Below are 23823 nucleotides of genomic sequence, written 5' to 3'. Positions count from 1 at the left end.
CGGTAACAAGGAGAAACCGTCGCAGGGTGTCCCTGCCACTACCACTCTTGCTGCGGTCTTCCTGGCCCGCCTGCCGGGCAGCAGATTGGGACCTGCCGCCCGACCGGGCCGTTCTGTGATCCGAGGAGGAACAGCATGTCCAACGCCCCACTGAAGCTCGCGGTGATCATCGGCAGCGTCCGCGACGGCCGCTTCGGACCCGCCGTAGCCTCCTGGTTCACCGAGCAGGCTCGACGACACGATGCCTTCGACGTGGATGTCATCGATCTGGCCGAGGCGCACCTGCCACTCGAACTGCCCGCCGTTCCCCCGGCGCTCGAGCCGAATCCGCAGCGCCCAGAAGGCATGATCGAGCTCACCCGTCGGCTCACGGAAGCCGACGCGTTCGTCATCGTCACGCCCGACTACAACCGCAGCATCCCGGCCGCGCTGAAGGCCGCCATCGACTGGCACTACAGCCAGTGGGACGCCAAGGCGATCGGGTTCGTCGGATACAGCGGGGCCAGCGGCGGCTTGCTCGCCATCGAGCACTTGCGCCAGATCTTCAATGAACTCAACGCGCACACTGTCCGCAATTACGTCTCGTTCCCGCGCTACTATCTGCTCTTCGACGCCGAGGGCCGGCTGCGGGAGCCCGATGAGCCCGCCGCGGCCGCGGCGGCGATGCTCGACCAATTGTTGTGGTGGGCGGGCGCACTGAACGCCGCTCGCGCAGTTCAGACGGCGGCGTGAGTGCCGGGGCGGATGGGTTGCTGTCCCCACGTGGCGCCGGAGCTTCGCGGAACTGCGAGGGGCCCGGCGACGAACCGTGCCCCTTGATGAAGTACGAACCTGGGTGGATGCGACGTTGATGCGGGTGGCGCAGCGAGGATCCAGCCCGAAGCGTCGAAAGCCCACGTCCGCCGCTGCCGCGACGACGCTTTCGTCCGCCTCATCGAGCGCATCCGCGGCCGGAGCCGAAGTCAGGTGTTGGACCGGATCGATCCGTACGAGAGTCTGGTCTTGACGTCGACCGGGATGCGGCAGTTCCTCGACAAGCTGAGTCGGCTCCGCTCTTTTGTCAGGACTCCGGAGGAGCGTCAGGTCCAAGAGCTCGAGGATTTGGCCGGCAATCGCCGCTGATTCGTGGTGCAACTCCCTCAACAGAGACCGACCAGCCCGTGGCCGGTGCCGTTCAGCGCATTGTCGTGCCGTATCGGTGCGGCACGGGTGGCTACCTCGCACTCGGACACCGGCGGGCGCTGTCGGACTGCACTGGGCCGATAGGGTGCGGGGCGTGGCTGTGTACTCCTCCGATCTGGACCTCGCCCTGCGACTGGCCGATTCGGCCGACTCCATCACCCGGGCTCGCTTCGGCGCGCTGGATTTGAAAGTCGACGCGAAGCCGGATCTGACGCCGGTCTCGGATGCCGACCTGGCCGTGGAAAAGGCGATCCGGCAGGTGCTGTCCGAGACGCGGCCGGACGACGCGGTGCTCGGTGAGGAGTTCGGCGGCGCCGCCGAGTTCAGCGGAAGGCAGTGGGTGGTCGATCCGATCGACGGCACGAAGAACTTCGTGCGGCGGGTGCCGATCTGGGCGACGCTGATCGCGCTGCTGGAGGACGGCGAGCCGGTCGTCGGCGTGGTGAGCGCGCCCGCGCTGGCCCGGCGGTGGTGGGCCGCCGCGGGTTCGGGAGCGTGGTCGAGCTTCGAATCGGGGGCGGCCAACGCGATTTCGGTCTCCGCCGTCGGTGAGTTGAGCTCGGCGAGCCTGGCGTTTTCCAGCCTGTCCGGCTGGCGCGAGCGCGGTCTGCGCGACGACTTCATCGCACTGACCGACGACGTCTGGCGGGTGCGCGGCTACGGCGATTTCCTCAGTTACTGCCTGGTCGCCGAGGGGGCCGTCGACATCGCCACCGAACCCGAAGTGTCCCTGTGGGATCTGGCCGCTCTGGACATCCTCGTCCGGGAAGCGGGCGGCCGCTTCACCTCCCTCGACGGCAAACCGGGCCCGCACGGTGGCGACGCCATCGCCACCAACGGGCTCCTCCATGACGAGGTCCGCAACCGTTTCCGGGGCTGAGCGACTCGGCCACGGGCGGCAGTTGTCCACCGACGTCGATCCATACGACATCCCGAACAGGTCCCGCCGCACGGATCTTCGCCGGAAGGCGTAGCAGTCGGATTCGCGGCTCGACTGGTTGGAGGCAGCCCGGCCAGGCCGTGGGTGCCACAGTGGCTTGTGGCCGAAATGCAGAGCCGTGCCCGGCGCTATCGGGTCTTGCCCGGTGTCGCAGGGGTGACGTCGAGCCCGGCCGGTGGGCGCAGGCGGCGAAGGGTGCCGTCCATGCTGGTGACGAACAGCGCCCACGAATCTCCGTCGCGGGCGATGCGGACGGAGGTGGCGCCGTCCGGCGGGTTGCGCACGGGGCCGGGCTTGATCAGGCCGGTGATGATCGCGCAGGTCGCGCCGGTGGCCGTGTCCACCTGGTAGACGGCGCCGAGAATGTGGTCGGCGACGAACAGGGCTCCGGCGCGGGTGGCCTCCATATCGTCGGGTAGCGCGATCAAATCGGGGATGCCCGAGACGAGGGTGGGGCGGCTGGGGTCGTGTAGTGGGACGCGGTAGATCTGCAATGTCATCGTGTCGACGTAGACCGACTCGCCGTCGGCGGCGAGCGCGATGCCGTTGGAAGGCGGCAGGCTCGCCCAATCCCGCTCGTACTCGTTTGTCGCGGGCCAGTAGCGGGAGATCCCGTTCGGACCGCCGAGGCCGATAGTGGTGAACAGCAGGCCGCCGTCCGGCAGCAACAGCAGTCCGTTCGGACCGTTCAGCCCGGTGAGCAGGATTTCCACCGCGCCTGTCGCGGTGTCGTAGCGCTGTAGCGTGCCCGGCGGTTCGCTGAGTCCGTCACCGGTCAGGAAGTAGACGTACGGTCCCGCGACGCGCACTCCGGCCGGACGCCACAACCCCGTTACCAGCTTCTCCATCCGCCCGGCGCTGTCGACGTGCGCGAGGTACCCGTCCATGATCCCGGTGACGTAGAAGCCACCACGCCCGTCGGAGTCGAGGTTCTCCAGATTGCCGACACCCTCTACCACCGTGGTGGCTACCCACCCCTCCGAGCATATGGTGGGGAGTGTCCCCGCCTGCGACGTCGGCGTGGCCGCCGCGATCCCCGCGAGCACGGCTGCGGTGAGCACCGCGCCCCGAACTCGAGTGCTCCCCATTCCTGTTGCCATGAGAGTGAACGTAACAGCGTCGAACGATGCGGCTATCTCGTCGAATTGCCACGGATGGATGAATCCGCACGTCAGTGGTTCGGGATCGGGCAAACGACGTTCCGTTATGCACATGTGGAGAACCGAGCCGCCGAGCACGGTGAACGACGAGACGTACCCGTACTGCAGCGGGCGAGCGCTCGTAGGATGGGCCGGGTGACTTCCCCCGATGACTTCGCGGCTGTGGCGACCGACGACGAGCCCGGTGTACACACCGGATCCGGTGCGGCGCAACAGGTTCTACGCCGAGTCTTCGGCTACGACAGCTTCCGCGGCGACCAGCACGAGATCGTCGAGCACGTGGTCGCGGGCGGCGACGCGCTGGTCCTCATGCCGACCGGCGGCGGTAAGTCACTTTGCTACCAGGTGCCCGCCCTGGTGCGGCTCGGCGTCGGGGTGGTGGTCTCGCCGCTGATTGCGCTGATGCAGGATCAGGTGGACGCGCTCAGTGCTCTCGGCGTGCGCGCGGGCTTCCTGAACTCCACCCAGTACCCCGACGAGCGCCGGATGGTGGAAGCGCAATTCGTGGCGGGGGAACTCGACCTGCTGTACCTGGCGCCGGAGCGGCTGCGCTTGGAATCGACGGCAAAGCTGCTCGATCGGGGCAAGGTCGCGCTGTTCGCCATCGATGAGGCGCACTGCGTCTCCCAGTGGGGCCACGACTTCCGCCCCGATTACCTGGGCCTTTCCGTGCTGCACGAGCGGTGGCCGGACGTGCCGCGGATCGCGCTGACCGCGACCGCCACCGAGAAGACACGCGACGAGATCATCCAGCGCCTCGACCTCGGCTCGGCCCGCCGCTTCGTCGCCAGCTTCGACCGACCCAATATTCAGTACCGGATCGAGCCGAAAAACCGGCCCGAGCGCCAGCTACTGGAATTCATCCGCACCGAGCACCCGGGGGACGCGGGCATCGTCTACTGCCTTTCGCGCAATTCGGTGGAGAAGACCGCCGCTTTCCTCACTGAAAACGGCATCACCGCCGTGCCGTATCACGCTGGCCTCGACAATCGCACTCGTGCCGTGAATCAGTCGCGGTTCCTGCGCGAAGATGGTCTGGTCGTCGTGGCGACTATTGCCTTCGGGATGGGCATCGACAAGCCCGACGTGCGCTTCGTCGCACATCTCGACCTGCCGAAGTCTGTCGAGGGCTACTACCAGGAGACCGGTCGCGCGGGCCGAGATGGGCTGCCCTCAACCGCGTGGATGGTCTATGGCCTCAGCGACGTGGTGCAGCAACGCAAACTGATCGAGGCCTCCGAAGGTGATGCCGCCCACCGCCGCCAACTCCAACTGCACCTGGAGGCGATGCTCGCGTTGTGCGAGACGGTGAGCTGCCGCCGTACCCAGCTGCTTGCGTACTTCGGCCAGCCCGGCCTGCCATGCGGCAACTGCGACACCTGCCTGTTACCACCGCAATCGTGGGATGGCACCGTGGCCGCGCAGAAGCTGTTGTCCACGGTACTGCGGCTCGAGCGGGAACGGGGCCAGCGCTTCGGCGCGGGCCATATCGTCGATATTCTGCTCGGCAAGAAGAACCCGAAAGTGCTGCAATACGACCATCACGAGCTGAAGGTTTTCGGCATCGGCACCGACCTGCGCGATACGGAATGGCGCGGTGTGGTCCGGCAGCTGCTCGCCTGCGGCCTGCTCGCCGTGCACGGTGACTACGGTGTCCTGACGCTCACCGAGGCCAGCAGCGAGGTGCTTTTCGACGGGCGCCAGGTACTGCTGCGCCGGGAACCCGAACGAGCTGCCAAACCCGCGCGCGCCGCGAAAGCGGGTAAATCCGCAGCCGCCGAGCTGCCGTCCGCCGACGTGCCGCTGTTCGAGAAGCTGCGTGAATGGCGCGCGGCCACCGCCAAGGAACAGGGCGTCCCGGCATACATCGTCTTCCACGACGCCACCCTGCGTGAGATCGCGGCCCGCAAACCCGCTAGTCTCGCCGATCTCGGCGGAGTCGGCGGAGTCGGCGAGAACAAGCTGGCGAAGTACGGGGAGCAGGTTCTCGAGGTGCTCGCCGCAGGGTGAGCCGTCCACGGGGCACCGCACGGTCCGGTCACCGATGGGCCAGGATTGGCGCGGGGCGGGTCCGCGAACGACTGTGGCGGACAGCGTGCGTGACCGCGACAGGCGCCTGAGTTCCAACTGTGTTGCGGCGCGCGGGAATTGCAGCGTGTCGCTGTCGGTGCGGCTACCGTTCTGGCTATGGCACCGGGTGATGATCCCAGCGACGACGGGGCCGATATTTCTACCGGCTCTCCGGGGGGCGAGCCCCCGGACGCGCCGCCGCACGTTCGCGGTAGGACGGATCCGTCCGTGGAGGGCGCGTGGCTGCGACACCAGACTTCGCCGCTGCCGCACCGTCGCGGCGCGCCGCGGTTGTCCACGGTGGTCCTGGTCGGCGCATTCGTCACGGTCCTTGTGCTCTACATCGTGCTGCGTCAGGGTGGTTAGCAGTGTGCGACCTGCGGGAATAATCCGGTTGCCGCGTCACTTAGAGTTGACCGTTATGAAGGAGAAGGGGCGTAAGGTCATCGCGACCAACCGCCGGGCGCGGCACAACTACACGATCCTGGATATTTACGAGGCCGGGATCGCGCTGGTCGGCACCGAGGTGAAGAGCCTGCGCGAGGGCAAGGCCTCGCTCGTTGACGCCTTCGCGACGGTGGACAACGGCGAGGTGTGGCTGCGCGGGCTGCACATTCCCGAGTTCAGCCACGGCACCTGGACCAACCACTCGCCGCGCCGGGTACGCAAATTGCTCCTGCACAAGCGCGAGATCGAGCGGCTGGTTGGTAAGTCGCGCGAGGGCAACCAGACCTTGGTGCCGCTGTCGATGTACTTCTCCGACGGCAAAGTGAAGGTCGAACTGGCCCTCGCCAAGGGTAAGCAGGACTACGACAAGCGCCAGGACCTGGCCCGGCGCACGGCGGAGCGCGAGGTCACCCGCGAGCTGGGACGGCGGATCAAAGGCATGAGGTGACCGCCGGAATCCGGCAGTGGCCGCTGCTCATGCAGCGGGCCGCAGCCGGAGTCGTATGGCTGATCGCGCCGGCCGTGCAGGAGTTCCGGCGGCTGCCCGGTGAACCGCTTCGGTGGGCCGGGTACATCGGCGTGCTGGACACGGTCGGCAACGCGGCGCTGCTGTAGGAGTTCCACGGCTCGCTGTCGCTGGTGAGCGGGATCGGCCGTGGTATCCGGCAGCGACCGTGCTGCTGGCGCTGATGCCGCTCGGCGAGCGGTTCCATCGTCAGCAGCAGATCGGGCCGGCCCTCGCGCTGGCAGGGTCGCACTCATCGCCGCGGCCTGCGGAGGCGGATCACCGAGTACACGGCTCGTGGATGGCGATCCGCTTCAGCGTCGGACCTTGGTAGTCGGCGACTACCGTGCGTGAACCGAGCGACGTATTCGGATCGGGCACGTTGACCACCGCACGTTGCGTCGCGACGTCTGGTTCGTCGCGCCCGTAGATCTGGGTCGCCGCCATGCCTTCGGAATCCACGGTGAGCCCGTCGAGCGTCTTGCGCAGGGTCGGCCGGTCGAGTTCGCCCGACTCGGCGGCCTTGGTCAGCAGCGCCTTCATCGGATAGGAGATGGCCCAGCCGATGTTGTAGCCGAAGTTGGTCGGTTCGGTAGGTGCGGCGTTCCTGGCGCGTTGGGCCCCGGTGCTGTTCCCGTCCCAGCCGTCGAACGGCGAGGTGTAGTTGTACAGCGTGGTGAGTGCCTGTGCGGCAGGTGTTTTGAGCAACGCGCTGTTCCATGTCGGTGTGGATCCGAGAAAGCGGCCGGTGTAGCCTTCCTTCGCGAGTTTGCTGACGATTTCGGCGGTTTCGGCCGGCCCGGTGGCCAGCAGGACGAGATCGGGTGGGTTGGCCATGATCTCGGCAACCGGGAAATCCTGGTTACCGACCTCGCTGTTGGGACCGGTGTCGATCCGCGAGGCGATCGTCGCGCCGTTGTCCAACGCCCACTCGAGCGCCCCGCTGGCGTAGTCGCCGCCGTAGTTGCCGCGATAGGCGATCACACCGAGTGTGCGCGGTTGATAGTGGTTCTGCGCGAACCAGTCCAACCCGAGAACGGCTTCTGTGCAGTACGAAAAGCCGTTGTCCAGCACGAGATCATGGTCGGTCGAGCGATATTGCCAGCCCGACCAGAGTGTGCCCGCCCCGGTCACCAGGTTCGCCTCGTCCATGTCGTGGAGAACCGCGAGCGTCTGCGCGGTACCGAAACTCATCGCGAGGGCGAGCACATGCGGTGCTACGTTCTCGAATTCCGTGACGTGTTTGCGTGGGTCGTAGGAGGTGTCGCGGGTGTAGGTCGCGATGTCGATTTCGTAGCCGCCGATTCCGCCCTCCTTGTTCACCTCGTTCCAGAACGCGAGCTGCCCGTCCTGCATGGACCTGCCGAGCGGTGCGAAGGGGCCGTTGTTCAGATCGGACAGAACGCCGAGGTAGATGCAGCCTTTGTCCTTGTGGACAGCTTGCGGGCACGGCGCGCGAGTAATGCCGGGCGTCGCGGCGGGCGCCGACGTCGAACAGGCGCCCGTCAACATGAGCCCGAACGCGAGGGGCGCGGCTACGCTACGAAATAGTCGGCGACGGTTGCTGGTTGATCCCATGTCTGGCTCTCTTACGGCTGCACGCAGGGCTCGGTGAGGGAGATGCGGTCCTGAGTCGGGCCGTGGTAGTCGGCCGCCAGGGTCTTTGCGCCCAGCGGTGCGGTCTGGTCGGGCATCTCGATGATCGCTCGCTGCCGGGAAAGGTCGGGTTTGGCTGCGCCATAGGTATATTCGGGAATCGCTCCCTCATAGTCGACGCGCAGGCCGGGTACCGACTCGCGGACACCCTTGCGGCTGAGCTTGCCTTCGACCACGGCCCTCGTCAGCAGTGCCTTCATCGGGTAGGAGAACATCCAGCCGGCGCTGTAACCCCAGGTCGAGGGCTCCAACGTCGCCGAGGCGCGCGCCTTCTTGGCGCCCGCGCTGGTGCCGTCCCAGCCGTCCAGCGGCGAGGTCATGTTGTACCGCGCCGTGATCGCTGTCGCCGCAGGGCTTTTCAACAGGCCGCCGTTCCAGGTCGGACCGGAGCCGAGGAATCTGCCGCGGTAGCCCGCCAGTGCAGCCTTGCCCATGATCTCGCCCGCCTCGGCTGGACCCGTGGCCAGCAGCACGAGATCCGCTCCCGCGGCGAGGATCTTGGCGACCGCGGCGTCCTGGTTGCCGATCTGCGTGTTCGGTTCGGTATCAATCTGCGCCACCATGTCGACGCGGTTGGCGGAGGCCCACTTCTTCGCGCCGGTCGAGTAGTCACCTCCGTAGTCGCCCTGGTAGCTGACGGTAGCGATCGAGTTCGGCTTCGCCCTTTGCTCCGCGACCCAGTCCAGGGCGATGATCGCCTCGGAGCAGTAGGAGTAGCCGGATTCCAGCAGCAGCCCCTTGTCGCTGTTCTCGAACTGCCATCCCGACCATAGGGTTCCGCCGATGGCGACCATATCCGCCGCGTCCATTCGGTCGAGCACCTGCTGCGTCTGCACGGTGCCGAAACTCATCGAGAGCGCTAGCACATGCGGTTCGATCCGCTGATACGCCTCGGCATGCTTCCGCAGATCATAGGAGGTGTCCTCGGTGTAGGTGGCGATGTCGACCTCGTACTTGCCGCCGATCCCACCCGCCGCGTTCACCGACCTCCAGAACGCCAACTGACCGTTGTCGATGTCCTTGCCCAGCGCGGCGAACGGTCCACTCGTCAGGTCGGACAGCACGCCGAGATAAATGCATCCTTTGCTGGTGTCGACGGCGTTCGGACAGGGATCGGAGGTGACACCCGGTTCGACGGCTCGCGCCGAGTTGCCGCGCAGAGAGGAGCAACCGGAGAGGACGAGCCCGGCGATGACGGTGAGGGCGGACAGGCGCAGCAACCTGTCCCGAATTGTCGGTACTGCCAAAGTGTTTCCTTAGTCTGGAATCGAGACCCGCTGCCCAGGGCCGAGCGGACGGCTCGTGCAGTGTAAGTCGCTTCGGCATCGGGCCGGGGCAATCGTGTGCCAGCATCCGGGAAGACCGGGCGTATCCGCGTCCGGCGGGGCACTGACCGCGCCTGCTGCCTCGGTGGACGCCGACGACACCAGACGGCGGTAGAGACGAGCCTTACGACTGGCAGGGCGGCCGCGATGCGCGACAGCGGGAGTGTGGCGCCTGCCACTGCCGAATAATGGGATGATCCGTGATCTGGGCGGTGTTAATATGAACAGCCCGGCAAGGAGCCGGGGCGTACGGGGCTGAACGGTTTCGACTGCGTACGTAGATTCAGGGGAAGCGTGTCGGTGCAGGCAAGAGACCACCGTAAGCGTCGCTGCAACCAATTAAGCGCCGATTCTCATCAGCGCGAGTACGCTCTCGCTGCCTAATCAGCAGAGCGTCTCTGTCGGCCCGGGGCATGCCCTCGGCTCCGGTGCCGGCATCAGCTAGAGGGCTCACCGTCCTACTCGGTCGCGGAGTAGGACGGGACAACAAACAGCGACTGGGATCGTCATCCGAGCTTGTTCGCGAGACCCGGAGATCCGAGTAGAGACCTAGCGGACTGCACACGGAGAAGCCCTGAAGACGCGGCGGAGGACCCGGGTTCGATTCCCGGCAGCTCCACCTCGAGGCCCCTCACTTGCACCGCAGGTGGGGGGCTTTTTCATGCCCTCATGGCCTGCAACGAGTGTGTCGTGCCCACATCGGACAACGGCAGCGCGCAACCTCTCACCCATCCGATCGGCCACGTCGTCGAGAGTCGTCGAACAGGTGTCTGTCGAAGACGCCCGCTATGGCGTTGCCGTCGAGACGTTCCGCGACCTTCATGCTGTGGCCGATCTCCGCGGTCTGTGCGATTGAGACGTGTTCATCATCGCAAGGGGTGTCTGACGTGGGCGCTGACACCCAGCGTTGCCGGATGGCAGGGGATTTGGAAATGCTCGGTGAGCGCAAGAGTGCAGGACGGGACCGAAAGGCGTCGCTCGCGACCATCAGGCCGCGCGCCAATTCGGCGAAGGCACTTGAGAAAACATACGTACGACCGTATGTTCTTCTGTATGGAACAACCCACTTTCACCGAGGCGACCGACCCGTTCTGCCTAGATCAGGCGGATGCCGTGGCATTGCTCACGGGGGCGCCGTGGGGCAGGTATGCCGTTATCGGAGACAGCCTTTCGGCGGGGACCGGTGATCCCACCCCGGGCTACCGGGATTGGGGCTGGTCAGACCGGGTTGCTGGTGTCTTGCGGTCTGTCCGGCCGGATTTGGATTACCTCAATGTCTCCGAGATCGGGGCAACAACCGCCCAGACGCTCGAGAACCAGGCAGCCCGCATGGTTGAGTTCTCCCCGGACCTGCTCCACGTGCCATGCGGGGCCAACGACATCGTGCGGCGCAGGCCGGACTTCGGCGAGATAGAGCGAACGCTTCGGCAGATGTACGACCTGGCGAAGGGGACCGGCGCCTTGCTGACCACTTTCACGCTCGGCAAAGCGTATGCCGTCCCGGTCTTCCCTGACTGGCCGGAGCGGATTGCCGCGGTCAACGAGATCGTGCGCGGGCTGGCTTCCGAATACGACGCCATCGTGGTGGACATGTGGGATCACCCGGTCAATGTCCGCGACAACCTGCTCAGCGAGGATCGCATCCACTTCTCGACCTCGGGTCAGGCCGTTATGGCCGCCGAGGTGGTCAAGAAGCTGGCTAGTTCCCTAGGACGCACCACATCGACGCAATCCTCGCCCCGGGCCTGACCGCCGCCGAGCGAAACGCGCCAGCCGAGCTTCCCGAGTTCATGCATTGCCGGACCCCGACGAAATAAAGAGGTTTCTCATCGTGGCAAGTAGTCAGCAATCAGCTAGCAAGCAGACAGTGGGCGCCGAAGCTGACGCTATTCCGTGGATGACGATATCGATTGGCATGGCCGCCCTGTTCATGGCGGTCCTCGACTCGTTCATCGTCGTGGTCGCCGACCCCTCGATCGTGGCGGACCTGCATGCCTCCGCCAGCGATGTCCAATGGGTCCTGGCGGGTTATCAACTGAGTTATGCAGTCTTCATCATTACCGCTACTCGCCTGGCAGACCGGTACGGCCGCAAGCGGATTTTCCTTCTCGGGGTGGCCCTCTTCACCCTGTCATCAGTCGCTTGCGCGTTGTCACCGAACGCAGGCAGCCTTATCGCGGCGCGTGTCATCCAGGGCCTAGGAGCCGCCCTGATGGTTCCCCAGGTGTTCGCATACGTCACGGTGCTGGTGCCGGCGGCGAGGCGACACAGCGTATACGGTGTTCTCGGCATCGTCATGGGAATGGCCACCATCGGCGGACAGGTCATCGGCGGACTGCTGATCGGCGCCAATCTGTTCGATTGCGGCTGGCGCCTCGTGTTCTGGGTGAACGTGCCGATCGGAATTGTCATGTTCCTGCTCGCCGTGCGATACGTGCCGGAGACAGGTTCAGCCGCCACCCGCAAGCTGGACATGCCTGGCGTCCTGGTGCTCAGCGCGGCACTCTTCCTCCTGGTGCTCCCGCTGATCCAGGGACAGCAGGCAGGCTGGCCGAGGTGGGTTTGGGCTTGCTTCGCGGGCAGCGCGGTCGCGTTCGGCTTCTTCGTCGCGATCGAGCGAGGCCTGGAACGGCGGGGCGGGGATCCGCTGGTACCGCTGACGCTGTTCGGACAGCGCTCGTTCTCGCTCGGGATCATTCTCGTCCTCGCCCTGTACGCGCTGATCTACTCGTATTACCTGGCCTTGTCGGTAACGATGCAGCAGGGCCTCGATATGTCGGCGCTCGGCGCGGGCCTGGTCTATACGCCCGCAGCTACCGCATTCTTCGTGTTCAGCATGGTAGCGAGCCGGATCGTCCCGAAATATGGACGACGTGTCCTCGAGGTCGGGGCGATCATATTGGCGAGCGGTTACCTGGCGACCGGCGTCTTGCTGGTATCCGGCCCGCGGATCACTCCGCTGCTCGTGATCCCCACCCTCATTCTGCAAAGCGTCGGTGGCGGACTGGTCATCACGCAGGCGCTCAACACGGTGCTGAGCCGCGTAAGGCCGGAGTCGGCCGGTGTCGCGTCAGGGGTCTTGTCCACGGCCCAGCAGTGTGGCGGAGCGCTAGGCGTTGCCGTTATCGGAGCGGTCTTCTTCAGCTCGTTCCATCCCGCGGCAGTCGACAGGGTTGCCGCCGCCGGCCACGCCTTTGCCGTCGCGTCCTTCGGGACGTTCGTCATCGCTGTCATAGCGGGCGTTGTCGTCTTCCTTCTGCCGAAGCAGCCAGCGGTCCAGGCGTGAGTGCGAGGATCACCAGTCATGGCCAGGGCTGCGACGAAGCGGGCCCAGCGGTGGCGACGTCCGGGCAGGTTCGTGCCTGATACGTCCGGCTCGAACCCCGCCTGCTGGTAGGTCGCCTCTGCGGTGGAGTCACGATTGAGCCGGAGATCGATCGCCTCGACTCCACCGGTGGCCGAGGTGGGATCGCCGATCTCCTGCATCTCCTCGCCCGACTGCTTTCCGAAGGGGACAAATCGCAATATCTACTCACGGGAATCTGCGGGCCGTCGAGAACGAACTCAACAACCTGCCATGGCAGGGGTACCTGAATTCGAGTGCTCCTTTGGCTTGCCGCAGCCCACACCATACGTGAGCGCGCCGGTGAGCTATAGCTGAATGCGCGCTCACATACCCCGGCCTCAGACGGCGGCACGCGAGTGGGCCTCGTTCCAATCCTTCAGGAGCTCAGCTGCGTATTCGCGCCGATCGTCGGTCGTTAATCCCTTGCTTTTCTCGTAGTACCGGTCGAATGCCTCCGCCACCGCGCGGGGGTCGTTTCTGTTCGAGTCGATAAGGGTTTTGGCTTGCTGATAGTCTTTCTCGCCCAACTCCTGAACCATGTAATCGATATGGGTCTTCCAGTTGCCGATATCCTCGCCCGGCTTGCTCGCGAAATTCCTGAGCGCCGTCTGTCGCCCGAAACGCCACTGAAACAGGCCGCTGGCCGTTCCCTTGTCACCCGTGGCCCCGACGTTGAAACCTGACTCGAACTTCGCGTTGGCGACGATTCCCGCGGCCTGCGCCGGGGTGAAGTGGTATGTGTCGATGAGGTATTGCATCATTGCTGTCGCATCAGGCTTGTCTTCGGTGGGAATTATCGCGGTGCCCATCGAACCCGAGTTGGGGGTCCACGGGGTGGTTCCGCCGCCCCCCGAGGTGGGGTACGACACCGGCTGAGTGCCGCCGCCGTTGTTGCTGGACGTGGGGACGACGCCTGGCTCGTCGCCTCTGATTTTGAGCGCTTCGGCCGCTGCTCGATCCGAGACCCCGTTGACCTGGGTGTACGTCGTATTCAACGTATCCCAGACGCCCTTGAACAGGCCGTTGATTATTTCTTTCGGCAGTTCTTTCTTGGCGTTGCCGTGCTCATCGGTCACCGTTTTGCCGGTCTTGTCGGTCACGGTCCGCACCGCGTTGTGGGAGGCATCGATCTTCGCGTTGAGTTCCCCGACCGAGGTGTCGATGGCACTATAGGCATTCGTCACAACCTCGCCGATCCCAGCGGTTTTCACGACAATGCCGTCGTCCGTCCGGTGGACGCCCGACTTGACGTTGTCCAACTCCTTCTTGTGATCGCTATAGTCGTCGATCATCGTCGACTGGTCCTCGGGTTTGGCGATTCCCTGGTCGCGCAACAGCTTACGTAGATCGGGAGCCTTGGACGGTGTGCCCGACCCCAACTGCTGGACCTGGGTTTGAATAACCCCCTCGGCCACAGTGAACAGCGCTTTCAATCCCGCGGGTGCGCAGGCCGGAAGCTCGTGTAAATCGCCAAGCCGCTTGGTGCCGTTGGGGCTCATCGGCGCCTCGCTCTCACCTGGGCAGACAACACACGTCGATTATCGGATGTTCTCGGACCTGGGAACGCACGTAGTGGCCGTGGACCGAAAGCCCGCGTTGACCACGTCGACACCGCGGCAGGCACACTGACGACGATGCCGACTCTCGGCCTGCTCGGTTGAGCAGTTCAGGGTGCGGAAAGTTCGCTGGCTGCATAGGCTCACGGGGCTTGCTGTTCTAACGCTTGGAGTTTCTCGCCTATGTCGATCCCCTCCTCACCGGTGCACAGTCGCGCGCCGCTCGATTCGCCGATCGACACCGATGGCCCACGGATATCGCTGCATTCGCCGGAGTTCGCGGCGGATCCACACCGCGCCTATCGGGAGATGCGGGAACAGTACGGGTCGTTGGTGCCGGTGGAATTGGCGCCGGGCGTGCCCGCCACCTTGGTGATCGGGTATTACACCGCGGTGCGGATCCTCAACGACCCGGACCACTTCCCGGCGGATCCGCGCACCTGGCAGAAGCACGTACCCACCGACTGCCCCGTGCTGCCGATGATGCAGTGGCGGCCGAACGCCTTGCGCAGCGCGGGTGTCGAGCATGCCCGCTATCGGAAATCCAATATCGCGGGCCTCGACAAGGTCGATCAGTACAGCCTGCACGACACCGTGGCGCAGATCGCGATCCCGCTGATCAATTCGTTCTGCGCGGACGGGTCCGCGGATCTGGTCCGCCAGTACGCGTTTCCGCTCGCCTTCGCGGTGCTGAACGCCATGCTCGGTTGTCCCGCCGAGATCGCACAGCAGGCCGCGAAAGGTATGGCCGCGATCTTCGAGGGCGTCGATGCGGAAACGGGGAACAAGACGCTCGCCGACGCGATGCTGCAGTTGACTCTGCTCAAACGAGCCGAACCCGGCGACGATGTAGCCACGCGGATGCTGCTGCACCAAGCCGGGCTGAGCGATATGGAGATGGTGCATCAACTGGGCACGCTGTACGGCGCGGGCATCGAACCGCAGCTGAATCTGATCGTCAACACCCTGCTGCTGATCCTCACCGACGAGCGGTTGGGCGACAGTGTGCTGGGTGGGAGCCAGTCGACCAGAGACGCCCTCGACGAGGTGTTGTTCGACAATCCGCCGATGGCGAACTTCTGCTTCAGCTTTCCGAGACAGCCGATCCTGATCGACGAGGTCTGGCTACCCGCCCACCAACCGGTCGTCATCGGCATCGCCGGCTGCAACAGCGATCCCGCGATCGGTGCCGACCAGTACGCGGGAAATCGCTCACATCTGGCTTGGGGTGCCGGGCCGCACGTCTGCCCCGCCAGGTCGATTGCTTACCTGGTCGCCCAAGACGCCATCGACCAACTACTCGACGCCCTGCCGGAGATACGCCTCGCGGTATCGCCTGGTGACCTGACCTGGCGGCCGGGCCCGTTCCACCGATCATTGACCGCGTTGCCGGTCATCTTCCCGAAATCCCCGCCGGTGCCTGAGGCGTAGCAGGCGGAATCACGGAGCTGCGTGGGTGCGCTGCGGTGCGGCGGGCCGGACGGGTGCGCGAGGCATCGGGGACGTAGCCCAGGTGCGTGTCACGCCAGCCGCGGTGCCAGCCCTCGGCGATCGCCGAGGGATCCTCGGGCCGGGAGTGGCGCAGAACCGGGGCAACGCCCGCCATCCGCCGGATCGACCACACGAACCGTGATCAGCCCTGCTGGGTCGGCACCACGATCAGCTCGGCGATGTTGACGTGCTTCGGCGCCGCGACGGCGTACGCGATGGCGTCGGCGATGTCGCCGGGTTCGAGTATCTCGATCTCCGTACGCCACTGATCCAGCCCGGCACGCTGCTGCTCGTCCTGCATGCTCGAACCGAGTTCGGTGCCGACGAAGCCGGGTTCGATGTTCTTCACCCGGACGCCGCGCGGGCCGAATTCGGCACGCAGGTTCCTGGTCAGATGCGCGACGGCGGCCTTCGTGGCGGTGTACACGGCGTAGTTGGGGAACACCATGTGCCCGCCGACCGATCCGACCAGCACCAGATCGGCCTGCCTGCCCTCGGTCGCCGCCGCGAGCAGGTCATCGATGAAAGCCTTTCCGGTGTAGAGCAATCCGTTGATGTTGGTGCCGACCATCTGGTCCCACTCGTCGGCGAGCGCGGACTCGAACGGCGCGGCGAGCATTACGCCGGCGTTCGCGACGACGAGGTCGACAGGGCCGAATGCAGCACGCACTGCGGCGGCGGCGGCCTGTACGGACTGCTGGTCGGCGACGTCGGTGGCGACGGCGAGTGCGTCACCACCGAGCTCGGCGGCGAGTTCCTCGATACGGTCCTTGCGCCTGCCGAGCAGGGCGACTTTGGCGCCGCTGTGCGCGAGCCGCCGTGCTGTGGCGGCGCCGATGCCACTCGATGCTCCGGTGACGACCGCGACGCGGCCTGCGATGTTGTTTGTCATGACCACTACGTTCGCCTCCGGCGCCGCCGCCTGCCAGGTCGCGGACTTCCTGGTAGTCGCGGGGCCACCCACGAACGGCGCGGCTCACCTAGGCTCGGGACATGGACTCCGACAATCAACTGGGTGCTTTCTTGCGGGCGCGCCGCGAGCTGGCCCGACCGGAGGACTTCGGGATGTTCGGTGGCGGTCAGCGGCGCGTCGCGGGCCTGCGTCGCGAAGAGGTCGCCCTGCTCGCGGGCGTGAGCGCCGACTATTACGTGCGCTTGGAGCAGGGCCGCGACAAGCACCCCTCCGAGCAGGTCGTCACGGCGTTGGCGCGGGTGTTCGCGCTCGACGAGGACGGTACGGCGCACCTGTGAGAGCTGGCGCGACCGGCGGTCAAGCGGCCGAGGGCGCCGCGACGACCGGAACGCGTCGCGCCCGGACTGCTGCGGCTGATGAACGCGTGGCCGAACACGCCCGCGCTGATACTCGGCAGATACCTCGACGTGCTCGCGGCGAACCCGCTGGCCGTGGCGGTCAACGCGTGTTCGATCCCCGGCGTCAACCAGGTGCGCATGATCTTCCTCGATCCTGAGGCATGCAACGTCTACTCGGATTGGCCGGCCATCGCGGCCGATACGGTGGCGAGCCTGCGCGCGACCGCGGGCACCGACCTGGACGACCCTCGATTCACCGAACTGGTCGGGGAGCTGTCGCTGAAGAGCGAGGAGTTCCGTCGGCTGTGGGCGCGCCACGACGTCCGGGTGAAGACGGCCGGGGTCAAACGTTTCCGCAACCCGATGGTCGGTGAGCTGACCCTGTCCTACGAGACGTTCAGTGTGAACGGCGCGCCGGGCCAGCTGCTCATCGCCTACCATGCCGAGCCTGGGTCGGCGTCCGAGCGGTCGCTCGCCTTGCTCGGCAGCCTGATCGCGGCGGACAAGACTCCGGACGACCGACCTGACGTAGGGCAGTCGAGCGCGGAGCAGCGGATCAGCTGAGCCACAGAGCGACCGTGTCGGGAGAGGGAGCGCACCGTTCGGTTGCTCGAGTATCCGCGTCACCTCGGCCGTGTGGCGTGCGAGCGCAGGTAGGCGACCGCGGCCTCCGGCGGTAGTGACGCGGTGCACTCGTACTCCGCGGTGAAGGCGGCCCCGAGTGCCGCGCGGGCGTGGTCGGCCGGGGCGAGCAGGTTGTCGTAGCCGCGCTGATCCTCGGTGCCGAACAGGCCGGCGGCAATGCCGATCAGGTTGGCCGCGGCGGTGTGGTCGCCCTCGTGCACCGCCAACGCTGCGCGCGAGTGGGCGAGCATGGCCAGGTCTGCGGTATGCGCCCCGTCCAGGTCGGCGGCAGCCAGAGTATGACGGGCGGTTTCCGCGTCGTCGTCCAACAGCGCGATCATGGCCCGAAAGGCCGTGCACAGCAGGCGGATTCGCGACGCGAATGCGCTGTGGCCGAGACCGGTCATGGTGCGGTCGAGTTCGCGCAGCGCCGCCTGCCGATCGCCGCGACGTAACAGTAGTTCGGCGTGGGCGACTCGGACATAGACGACGGTTCTCGTTTCGCCCGCCGCCTCCGCGTGTGCTCGGGCACGCACGGAGGCCGCCTCTGCCCGGTCGAGTTCGCCGAGACGGGCGAGAACCGTTGTCAGCTCGGCGCCGACCGCGGCAGCGTCACCCGCGCTGCGGAGTTCCTCGATCGCCGCGGCGGCGCGGATGAGCGCGGCCACTGCCGCGGTCAACTCGCCACGGCGCAGGCTGCGCTCGGCGATCAGCCGCAACGTGGCGGAGAGGCCAACGGGAGGCCGTCGAGCCTGCGGCAGATCTCGACGACGTGGGCGGTGTTGTCGGGGCCGAGCACGAAATCGGGGCGGACGGCAATCGTTCGTTCAGCGAAAAGCCGGACGGCGGGGAAGGTTTCGGCTGCGGGGGACTCGTCGGGCCATGGGAGCGGGCCGATCTGGTGAATGTGCTCGCCCGCGGTCGCGAGTGATTCCCGGCTGGTGGCGAGGATCCGCAGCCGTGGGCAGCTGCCGAGCAGTCGGTCCACCAGGTCCGCGACCGGTTCCACCAGGTGTTCGCAGTTGTCCAGGACCAGTAGCGTGCTCTGATCGGCGAGGAACTCCGCCAGCCGGTCCGCCGGATCGCCGCTCGGCTGTTCCAGCAGGCCGACTTCCCGGACTCCGATAGTGGTCGGTACCGCCGAGGCGACCTGGGGTGGGTCGGTCACCGCGGCCAACTCGACCAGCCACACCGCGTCGTCCATCCGCTCGGCCACTTCGACCGCGAGACGTGTTTTGCCCGCGCCGCCGGGACCGACGAGGGTGATCAGGCGGGCGGTCGCCAGCCGTGCGGTCAGCTCGGCCACGTCGGCCTCGCGGCCGACGAAGCTGGTGACCTGGGCGCGCAGGTTGGTTCTGCGCCGCGGCGCCGATGCGTTCTGACGCAGGACGGCCAGGTGCAGATCGGCGAGCTCGGGGGACGGGTCGACGCCGAGCTCGTCGGCGAGCCGCCCTCTGGTTCGTTCGTAGGCCGCCAGCGCGTCGGCCTGTCTACCGGCGGTATACAGCGCGCGGATGAGCAGCCCCTGCACCGGCTCCGCGAGCGGGTGCGCCTCGGCCAGCGTGCGCAGTTCGTCGAGGACGTCCTGGCCGGCGGCCAGTTCGAGCCCGAGTCGGTGCTCGGTGGCCTCGCGCCGCAGTTCGTCCAACCGGACCGCGGCCTCCGCCGCGAAGCGCAGCTCCAACAGGTCGTTCAGCGCGGGCCCGCGCCACAGCGATTCGGCTTCTCGCAGCGCGGCCAGGTCGCTGGACGCACGTCCGGACGCGGCCAGCCATTCGAAGCGGATCAGGTCGACGTCGACGGGATCGACCCGCAGCCGGTAGCCGGGCGCCACGCCCGCCACACGCTCGGTGCCGATCGCCCTGCGGACGCGGGAGACGAGTGCCTGGAGGGCGTTGGCCCCGCTCGCCGGCGGGTGGTCCGCCCAGATCGCGTCGATCAATGCGTCCGCGGAGACGACGCGGTCCGCGGCCATGGCCAGCCGTGCCAGCAGGGCCCGCACGCGGGTTCCGGCGATCTCGATCGGCCGATCATCGTCCCCCCGCACCTCGAACGGGCCGAGCATCAACACGCGCACGTCACTAAGCCTGCCGTATGGTGCTTCGCGCTCGGCGGGGCGGTGTCCGCGAATTCGCCGCCGCCCGCGACGGACCGATGCGCGTTCGACCGGAACGGTCGCCTTCCTTTGGGCGTTCAGCGGTTTGCATCCCGTCGAGACTCTGGTGGAGTGAGGATCTAGGTATCTCGCCGGTGCGCGTGCCCCGGCGCCGTAATCAGGACAGACAGGACCAACATGACGATGCGAGCGGGTGCGGTAGCGGCGGTCTTCGGGGCCGCGGCGATATGTACCGTGCCGTCGGCCGGAGCCACGGTGACGCAGGTCGGGATGTATCCCGGCCTCGATTTCGGGTCGGCGACGAACTACGGGACGGGTTGCACCTACACCGCGCGTGCCACGGTCACCGACGTCGTCGCACCGGTTGCCTTCTACGACAACGGAGTTCCCTTCGGCGTGGTGCGCCCCTCCGGCGGCGTCGCACTGATCGACTGGGTGCCCGCCACCCCCGGCATACACACCGTCAGCGCTGTTCAGGAGCCGGACGCGCCGTTCATCGCGAGCATTGATATCCGGGTCGGCAACGGGGTGCATCTGGGATACGCCTGCACCGTTTTCGGCGGCTGACGGCGCCGCAGGGCTAACGTTCGGCAACAACCTGCGGCCGGGTGGGCGGCATGGCACCGGTCATGCCGCAGCGGTCGATGACCATCGGCGCTCCGACCACGGTTCATCGTCCTACTGCCGGTACTGTCGGTTGCGGCGGAATGCTGAGCTCGACCTTTCATCCTGGGAGGAAGTGATCATGCGACGCGACGGACCGATCGTGGTCGGCGTGGATGGGTCCGCCGGATCGGCGGCGGCCGTCGCGTGGGGCGCGCAGACGGCGGCACTGCACAACGCATCACTGCATCTCGTTCACGTCATCGATCCGACCGCCGACTACGGACCTGGGATCACCGAGCCGCTCACCAGCACCGACTATGCCCGGCTGGAGGGGCATGGGCGCTGGGTGCTCGACACCGCCAACCAGGAGGCACTCCTCGCAGTCCGTGCTCTGCGCGACATCGACATCACCGCCGAGCTGGTGCACCAGGTCGTCGGTCCAACGCTGCTGGACCGTACCGTTGAGGCGCGCACGATAGTGGTCGGCACCCGGGAGCGGGGCACAGTGCGGCGAGCGCTGCTCGGTTCGGTCAGCGCTGCGCTGGCGCGGCGGGCGCACTGCCCGGTGGTCGTAGTCCGGGAGGGTGCGCCGCTCACGGCGAAAGCCAGGAAGCAGCCGGTCGTGGTCGGCGTGGACGGCACGCGAATCAGCGAACCCGCGATCGAGGCGGCGCTGATCGAGGCGTCGGCGCGGAAGGTGCCGCTTCTCGCGCTGCACGCGTGGACCGGCGTCGGGTTGCCTGCCGCGCCGGATGCCGACATCGCCACCGACCCCGAAAAGCAGATCGTGCTCGCGGAGAGCCTGGCCGGATGGCAGGAGCGCTTCCCCGATGTCGAGATCCACCGCGAGATCGTGACGGATCGGCCTGAGCGTTATCTGCTCGAACGATCCGACTGCGCGCAGCTGCTCGTAGTCGGCAGCCGGGGCCGCGGCGGGTTCGCGAGCATGCTCTTCGGCTCGACCAGCCAGGCGCTGCTGCTGTCGGTGGAGTGTCCGATCATGATCGTCCGCGACCCTCAGTGACCAAGTCCGTGCCCAGGGTGGCGAGCCGATTCGTCAGCTGAGCCTCACGCCCCTGTCGTCGACCCGGGCCGGACGATCATCAGGACGGTGACCACCGCCCACAGGAGGTTGAACACCCCGGTGTCCATGGCGAGGCGCCGGATCGGCGCCGGTGTTGTTCCGGTGAGGTCGGCGAGAATCTTCTGCTGGCCGGGCAGGACGAGCAGTGCCAGCACGCCCGCCGCGGCGGCGGTGACACCGATCGACGCCACCAGCCAGGCGTCGCCGAGCACGCCGAGGCTGAGCGCGGTGAGCAGGCCGAAAGCCGGAACGATGAGGCCGAGGAGGGCGTAGACCCGGCAGATGCGGTGCAACGTGCCGAGGACGGCCGGGCCGTGGTCGGTCGCCGGTGCGGTGCGGGCACGGCGCGTGGTCGCGGGAAACATGCTCGCCGCCACCGTCACGGGGCCGACGGCGATGATCACGGCCAGCACATGGACCGAGAGCAAGAACTTTGTCACAGCGCTCGACGCTAGCCAGCTCCGCGAGCCAGAGGAATAGGCAGAATTGCCATATCTCGGTCGATTCTCGCCATCCGGCTGACACTGGTGGTTCGATTCGAATTCGCAGCTCGGTGATATTGGCTGGATTTGGCTGCTGAACTATTATTTTGCCATGCAAACGGTGGCCGTACTCGCCTTGGATCAGGTCATCGCGTTCGATTTGGCCACGCCCGCCGAGGTATTCGGCCGCGCTCGGCTGCCCGACGGCCGTCCCGCGTATCGGGTATGGGTCTGCGGGGCTGCACCGACGGTCGACGCCGGAATGTTCACCCTGCGACCGCCCTGGGGGCTCGAAGCGCTGGCCGACGCCACGATCGTCGTGCCCGGCTGCTCTGATCCGGGCGTGCGGGTACCGGACGAGGCGATCGCCGCGCTGCGCCGGGCCGCCGCGGCGGGCACCCGCATCGCGTCCATCTGTTCCGGCGCGTTCATCCTCGCCGCCACCGGATTGCTGGATGGATACCGCGCGACCACGCACTGGCTCGCCGCGGCGGAACTCGCCGCACGCTATCCCGCCGTCGAGGTGGACCCGGACGTGCTGTACGTAGACAACGGGCAACTGCTCACCTCGGCGGGTGCGGCGGCCGGAATCGATCTGTGCCTGCACATGATTCGCCGTGACTACGGCTCGGCCGTCGCCGCCGACGCGGCCAGGCTGTCGGTCGTCCCGCTTGAAAGGGAAGGAGGACAGGCGCAATTCATCGTGCATGACCAGCCGCCCACCCCGCGCGGCTCGACGCTGGAACCTGTCCTGCTGTGGATGCAGGACAATGCCGCGAAGGATCTGACCCTGGACGACATAGCCGCGCATGCCGGGATGAGCGCCCGCACGCTCAACCGTCGCTTTCGCGAGCACACCGGGACCACGCCGTTGCAGTGGCTGCTCCGTGCGCGTATCCGGCAGGCGCAACACCTGCTCGAGTCGACGGGGCATCCGGTCGACCGGATCGCGGGTCAGGTGGGATTCGGCTCGCCCACCGCCTTCCGCGACCGGTTCAAGCGGGTGGTCGGCACCAGTCCGCGCAGCTACCGGGCGGCTTTCCACGGCTCTGGCGGAACGGTCTGACAACCGAGGCGGGTGAGACAGAAAAACCGGAGTTGCACTCTCCGGTTTTCGGTAGGATGCGGTCGTCGAAATCCCCTGCGATCCACCATCGAAACGAGGGACAGCTCCGATATGACCGAGAGTGACGCAACACCCCAGCTCGACCCCGCCGCCATCGACTTCGAACAGGCGTATCGCAGCGGCGCGGTCGCCGAAGGCCTCGTCATGGATCGTCTGCCATGGGAAATCGGCAAACCGCAGCCCCTGCTCGTCGAGTTCGAACGCGTGGGCCGAATCGGCGGCGACGTGCTCGACGTCGGCTGCGGCCCAGGCGATTCGTCGATCTATCTGGCCGGACTCGGCTATCGGGTGACCGGGCTGGACCTCGCTCCCACTGCCGTCGAGCGCGCCCGCGCCCGCGCCGCCGAGTGTGAGGTAGCGGTGTCGTTCGCTGTAGCCGACGCCACCGAGCTCGCCGGCTACGACGACCGATTCGACACCGTGGTCAGCAGCGCCCTGCTGCACTGCCTGGACCGGGAGCAGCGGGTGGCGCACGTAGCGGCGCTGCGGCGGGTGATGCGGCCGGGCGCCCGGCTGATCCAGTTCTGCTTCGCCCGGACCGAATACAGCGATGCCTACGCGCCGTACTCGATCGAGGAAGCCGAGGTGGCGAGCGCGTTCGACATGCCGAACTGGCGGCGGACGGCGCTGCGGCCCGACGTGCTGACGGCGATCACGCCGCCCCCGCCCATGCAGGAGATGCTTGCCGGGCGCGGGGTTCCGCTGGAGTTCGACGAGGAGGGCGCGCTGTTGCTGCCGGTCTGGGTGCTCGAAGCCGAGCGGATCTGATTGCTTCCGGCAACCGATGAGTTTCCGC

23 protein-coding genes and 1 other RNA gene are annotated in these 23823 nt (G+C 66.8%); 16 read left to right on the top strand and 8 right to left on the bottom strand.

Annotated features, from left to right (window positions below; all coding sequences use genetic code 11):
* Positions 1-135 precede the first annotated feature (135 nt).
* Together AB4Z47_RS15705 and hisN are read left to right on the top strand one after the other, a co-directional pair.
* Positions 136-732 (top strand): NADPH-dependent FMN reductase, encoded by a 597-nt coding sequence (locus AB4Z47_RS15705; protein WP_441951480.1) that lies wholly within the window; start codon positions 136-138, stop codon positions 730-732.
* A gap of 544 nt (positions 733-1276) precedes the next feature.
* Positions 1277-2062: a histidinol-phosphatase gene (gene hisN / locus AB4Z47_RS15700; RefSeq protein ID WP_441951478.1), complete on the top strand. Its 786-nt coding sequence runs from the start codon at positions 1277-1279 to the stop codon at positions 2060-2062.
* Positions 2063-2250: 188 nt separating this feature from the next.
* Here the strand turns inward: hisN and AB4Z47_RS15695 are convergent, their stop codons facing one another.
* A complete protein-coding gene (locus AB4Z47_RS15695) occupies positions 2251-3222 on the bottom strand; it encodes an SMP-30/gluconolactonase/LRE family protein (protein WP_441951476.1) in 972 nt (323 codons plus the stop codon).
* Positions 3223-3408: 186 nt separating this feature from the next.
* On the opposite strand from AB4Z47_RS15695, the gene recQ reads away from it, so the two are divergent.
* From recQ to AB4Z47_RS15675, 4 genes are all read left to right on the top strand, one after another.
* Positions 3409-5292, top strand: a complete 1884-nt coding sequence (gene recQ, locus AB4Z47_RS15690; protein WP_441951556.1) for a DNA helicase RecQ — start codon at positions 3409-3411, stop codon at positions 5290-5292.
* A gap of 177 nt (positions 5293-5469) precedes the next feature.
* Positions 5470-5718, top strand: coding sequence for a hypothetical protein (locus AB4Z47_RS15685; protein ID WP_441951475.1), 249 nt, complete (start codon positions 5470-5472; stop codon positions 5716-5718).
* Positions 5719-5773: 55 nt separating this feature from the next.
* Positions 5774-6247, top strand: coding sequence for an SsrA-binding protein SmpB (gene smpB / locus AB4Z47_RS15680; protein ID WP_327109688.1), 474 nt, complete (start codon positions 5774-5776; stop codon positions 6245-6247).
* On the top strand, positions 6244-6414 hold the full coding sequence (locus AB4Z47_RS15675) for a hypothetical protein (protein ID WP_441951473.1): 171 nt from the start codon (positions 6244-6246) through the stop codon (positions 6412-6414). The genes smpB and AB4Z47_RS15675 overlap by 4 nt, the downstream gene beginning before the upstream one ends.
* A 169-nt stretch (positions 6415-6583) precedes the next feature.
* Here the strand turns inward: AB4Z47_RS15675 and AB4Z47_RS15670 are convergent, their stop codons facing one another.
* Positions 6584-7882 (bottom strand): ABC transporter substrate-binding protein, encoded by a 1299-nt coding sequence (locus AB4Z47_RS15670; protein ID WP_441951471.1) that lies wholly within the window; start codon positions 7880-7882, stop codon positions 6584-6586.
* An 11-nt stretch (positions 7883-7893) separates the two neighbouring features.
* Complete coding sequence (locus AB4Z47_RS15665) at positions 7894-9207, bottom strand: ABC transporter substrate-binding protein (RefSeq protein WP_441951469.1); 1314 nt, start codon at positions 9205-9207, stop codon at positions 7894-7896.
* A 329-nt stretch (positions 9208-9536) separates the two neighbouring features.
* On the opposite strand from AB4Z47_RS15665, the gene ssrA reads away from it, so the two are divergent.
* From ssrA to AB4Z47_RS15650, 3 genes are all read left to right on the top strand, one after another.
* Positions 9537-9907: a transfer-messenger RNA gene (gene ssrA, locus AB4Z47_RS15660) on the top strand.
* A gap of 431 nt (positions 9908-10338) precedes the next feature.
* A complete protein-coding gene (locus tag AB4Z47_RS15655) occupies positions 10339-11034 on the top strand; it encodes an SGNH/GDSL hydrolase family protein (RefSeq protein ID WP_441951467.1) in 696 nt (231 codons plus the stop codon).
* A gap of 46 nt (positions 11035-11080) precedes the next feature.
* Positions 11081-12571 carry an MFS transporter gene (locus tag AB4Z47_RS15650; protein WP_441951465.1) on the top strand — a complete coding sequence of 497 codons (1491 nt, stop codon included), beginning with the start codon at positions 11081-11083 and terminating at the stop codon, positions 12569-12571.
* Between the two features lie 398 nt (positions 12572-12969).
* Here AB4Z47_RS15650 and AB4Z47_RS15645 read toward each other — a convergent pair whose 3' ends face one another.
* The gene (locus AB4Z47_RS15645) at positions 12970-14130 is read right to left on the bottom strand and encodes a phage tail tip lysozyme (protein WP_441951463.1); all 1161 of its coding nucleotides are present in this window, start codon (positions 14128-14130) and stop codon (positions 12970-12972) included.
* Positions 14131-14370: 240 nt separating this feature from the next.
* Here AB4Z47_RS15645 and AB4Z47_RS15640 point away from each other — a divergent pair, with 240 nt between their 5' ends.
* Positions 14371-15618, top strand: a complete 1248-nt coding sequence (locus AB4Z47_RS15640) for a cytochrome P450 (protein WP_441951462.1) — start codon at positions 14371-14373, stop codon at positions 15616-15618.
* A gap of 202 nt (positions 15619-15820) precedes the next feature.
* On the opposite strand, the gene AB4Z47_RS15635 is transcribed toward AB4Z47_RS15640, so the two are convergent.
* The gene (locus AB4Z47_RS15635; protein ID WP_441951461.1) at positions 15821-16570 is read right to left on the bottom strand and encodes an SDR family oxidoreductase; all 750 of its coding nucleotides are present in this window, start codon (positions 16568-16570) and stop codon (positions 15821-15823) included.
* A 101-nt stretch (positions 16571-16671) separates the two neighbouring features.
* On the opposite strand from AB4Z47_RS15635, the gene AB4Z47_RS15630 reads away from it, so the two are divergent.
* On the top strand, positions 16672-16929 hold the full coding sequence (locus AB4Z47_RS15630; RefSeq protein ID WP_441951459.1) for a helix-turn-helix domain-containing protein: 258 nt from the start codon (positions 16672-16674) through the stop codon (positions 16927-16929).
* 3 nt (positions 16930-16932) lie between these two features.
* Complete coding sequence (locus AB4Z47_RS15625; protein ID WP_441951555.1) at positions 16933-17553, top strand: MmyB family transcriptional regulator; 621 nt, start codon at positions 16933-16935, stop codon at positions 17551-17553.
* Between the two features lie 59 nt (positions 17554-17612).
* Here AB4Z47_RS15625 and AB4Z47_RS15620 read toward each other — a convergent pair whose 3' ends face one another.
* Together AB4Z47_RS15620 and AB4Z47_RS15615 are read right to left on the bottom strand one after the other, a co-directional pair.
* Entirely contained in the window at positions 17613-18332 is a 720-nt protein-coding gene (locus tag AB4Z47_RS15620) for a hypothetical protein (protein ID WP_441951458.1), read from the bottom strand.
* The gene (locus tag AB4Z47_RS15615) at positions 18323-19690 is read right to left on the bottom strand and encodes a BTAD domain-containing putative transcriptional regulator (protein WP_441951457.1); all 1368 of its coding nucleotides are present in this window, start codon (positions 19688-19690) and stop codon (positions 18323-18325) included. The genes AB4Z47_RS15620 and AB4Z47_RS15615 overlap by 10 nt, the downstream gene beginning before the upstream one ends.
* 216 nt (positions 19691-19906) lie before the next feature.
* On the opposite strand from AB4Z47_RS15615, the gene AB4Z47_RS15610 reads away from it, so the two are divergent.
* Positions 19907-20296, top strand: a complete 390-nt coding sequence (locus AB4Z47_RS15610) for a hypothetical protein (RefSeq protein ID WP_441951456.1) — start codon at positions 19907-19909, stop codon at positions 20294-20296.
* A 178-nt stretch (positions 20297-20474) separates the two neighbouring features.
* The gene (locus AB4Z47_RS15605) at positions 20475-21359 is read left to right on the top strand and encodes a universal stress protein (protein ID WP_441951454.1); all 885 of its coding nucleotides are present in this window, start codon (positions 20475-20477) and stop codon (positions 21357-21359) included.
* Positions 21360-21403: 44 nt separating this feature from the next.
* Here the strand turns inward: AB4Z47_RS15605 and AB4Z47_RS15600 are convergent, their stop codons facing one another.
* Entirely contained in the window at positions 21404-21859 is a 456-nt protein-coding gene (locus tag AB4Z47_RS15600; protein WP_441951453.1) for a hypothetical protein, read from the bottom strand.
* 154 nt (positions 21860-22013) lie between these two features.
* On the opposite strand from AB4Z47_RS15600, the gene AB4Z47_RS15595 reads away from it, so the two are divergent.
* Entirely contained in the window at positions 22014-22967 is a 954-nt protein-coding gene (locus AB4Z47_RS15595; RefSeq protein WP_441951451.1) for a GlxA family transcriptional regulator, read from the top strand.
* Between the two features lie 111 nt (positions 22968-23078).
* Positions 23079-23795 (top strand): class I SAM-dependent methyltransferase, encoded by a 717-nt coding sequence (locus AB4Z47_RS15590; protein WP_441951449.1) that lies wholly within the window; start codon positions 23079-23081, stop codon positions 23793-23795.
* Positions 23796-23823 lie beyond the last annotated feature (28 nt).

It is taken from the genome of Nocardia sp. 2TAF39, from assembly GCF_052114905.1.
Taxonomy (GTDB): Bacteria; Actinomycetota; Actinomycetes; order Mycobacteriales; family Mycobacteriaceae; genus Nocardia.
This window is presented reverse-complemented; position numbering and strand designations above follow the sequence as displayed.

Coding starts and splice junctions, on each gene's coding strand:
- AB4Z47_RS15695 (WP_441951476.1), bottom strand. CDS start 3,222: ATGGCAACAGGAATGGGGAGCACTCGAGTTCGGGGCGCGGTGCTCACC.
- AB4Z47_RS15630 (WP_441951459.1), top strand. CDS start 16,672: ATGGACTCCGACAATCAACTGGGTGCTTTCTTGCGGGCGCGCCGCGAG.
- recQ (WP_441951556.1), top strand. CDS start 3,409: ATGGGCCGGGTGACTTCCCCCGATGACTTCGCGGCTGTGGCGACCGAC.
- AB4Z47_RS15645 (WP_441951463.1), bottom strand. CDS start 14,130: ATGAGCCCCAACGGCACCAAGCGGCTTGGCGATTTACACGAGCTTCCG.
- AB4Z47_RS15635 (WP_441951461.1), bottom strand. CDS start 16,570: ATGACAAACAACATCGCAGGCCGCGTCGCGGTCGTCACCGGAGCATCG.
- AB4Z47_RS15590 (WP_441951449.1), top strand. CDS start 23,079: ATGACCGAGAGTGACGCAACACCCCAGCTCGACCCCGCCGCCATCGAC.
- AB4Z47_RS15670 (WP_441951471.1), bottom strand. CDS start 7,882: ATGGGATCAACCAGCAACCGTCGCCGACTATTTCGTAGCGTAGCCGCG.
- AB4Z47_RS15605 (WP_441951454.1), top strand. CDS start 20,475: ATGCGACGCGACGGACCGATCGTGGTCGGCGTGGATGGGTCCGCCGGA.
- AB4Z47_RS15655 (WP_441951467.1), top strand. CDS start 10,339: ATGGAACAACCCACTTTCACCGAGGCGACCGACCCGTTCTGCCTAGAT.
- AB4Z47_RS15610 (WP_441951456.1), top strand. CDS start 19,907: ATGACGATGCGAGCGGGTGCGGTAGCGGCGGTCTTCGGGGCCGCGGCG.
- smpB (WP_327109688.1), top strand. CDS start 5,774: ATGAAGGAGAAGGGGCGTAAGGTCATCGCGACCAACCGCCGGGCGCGG.
- AB4Z47_RS15685 (WP_441951475.1), top strand. CDS start 5,470: ATGGCACCGGGTGATGATCCCAGCGACGACGGGGCCGATATTTCTACC.
- AB4Z47_RS15705 (WP_441951480.1), top strand. CDS start 136: ATGTCCAACGCCCCACTGAAGCTCGCGGTGATCATCGGCAGCGTCCGC.
- AB4Z47_RS15595 (WP_441951451.1), top strand. CDS start 22,014: ATGCAAACGGTGGCCGTACTCGCCTTGGATCAGGTCATCGCGTTCGAT.
- AB4Z47_RS15640 (WP_441951462.1), top strand. CDS start 14,371: ATGTCGATCCCCTCCTCACCGGTGCACAGTCGCGCGCCGCTCGATTCG.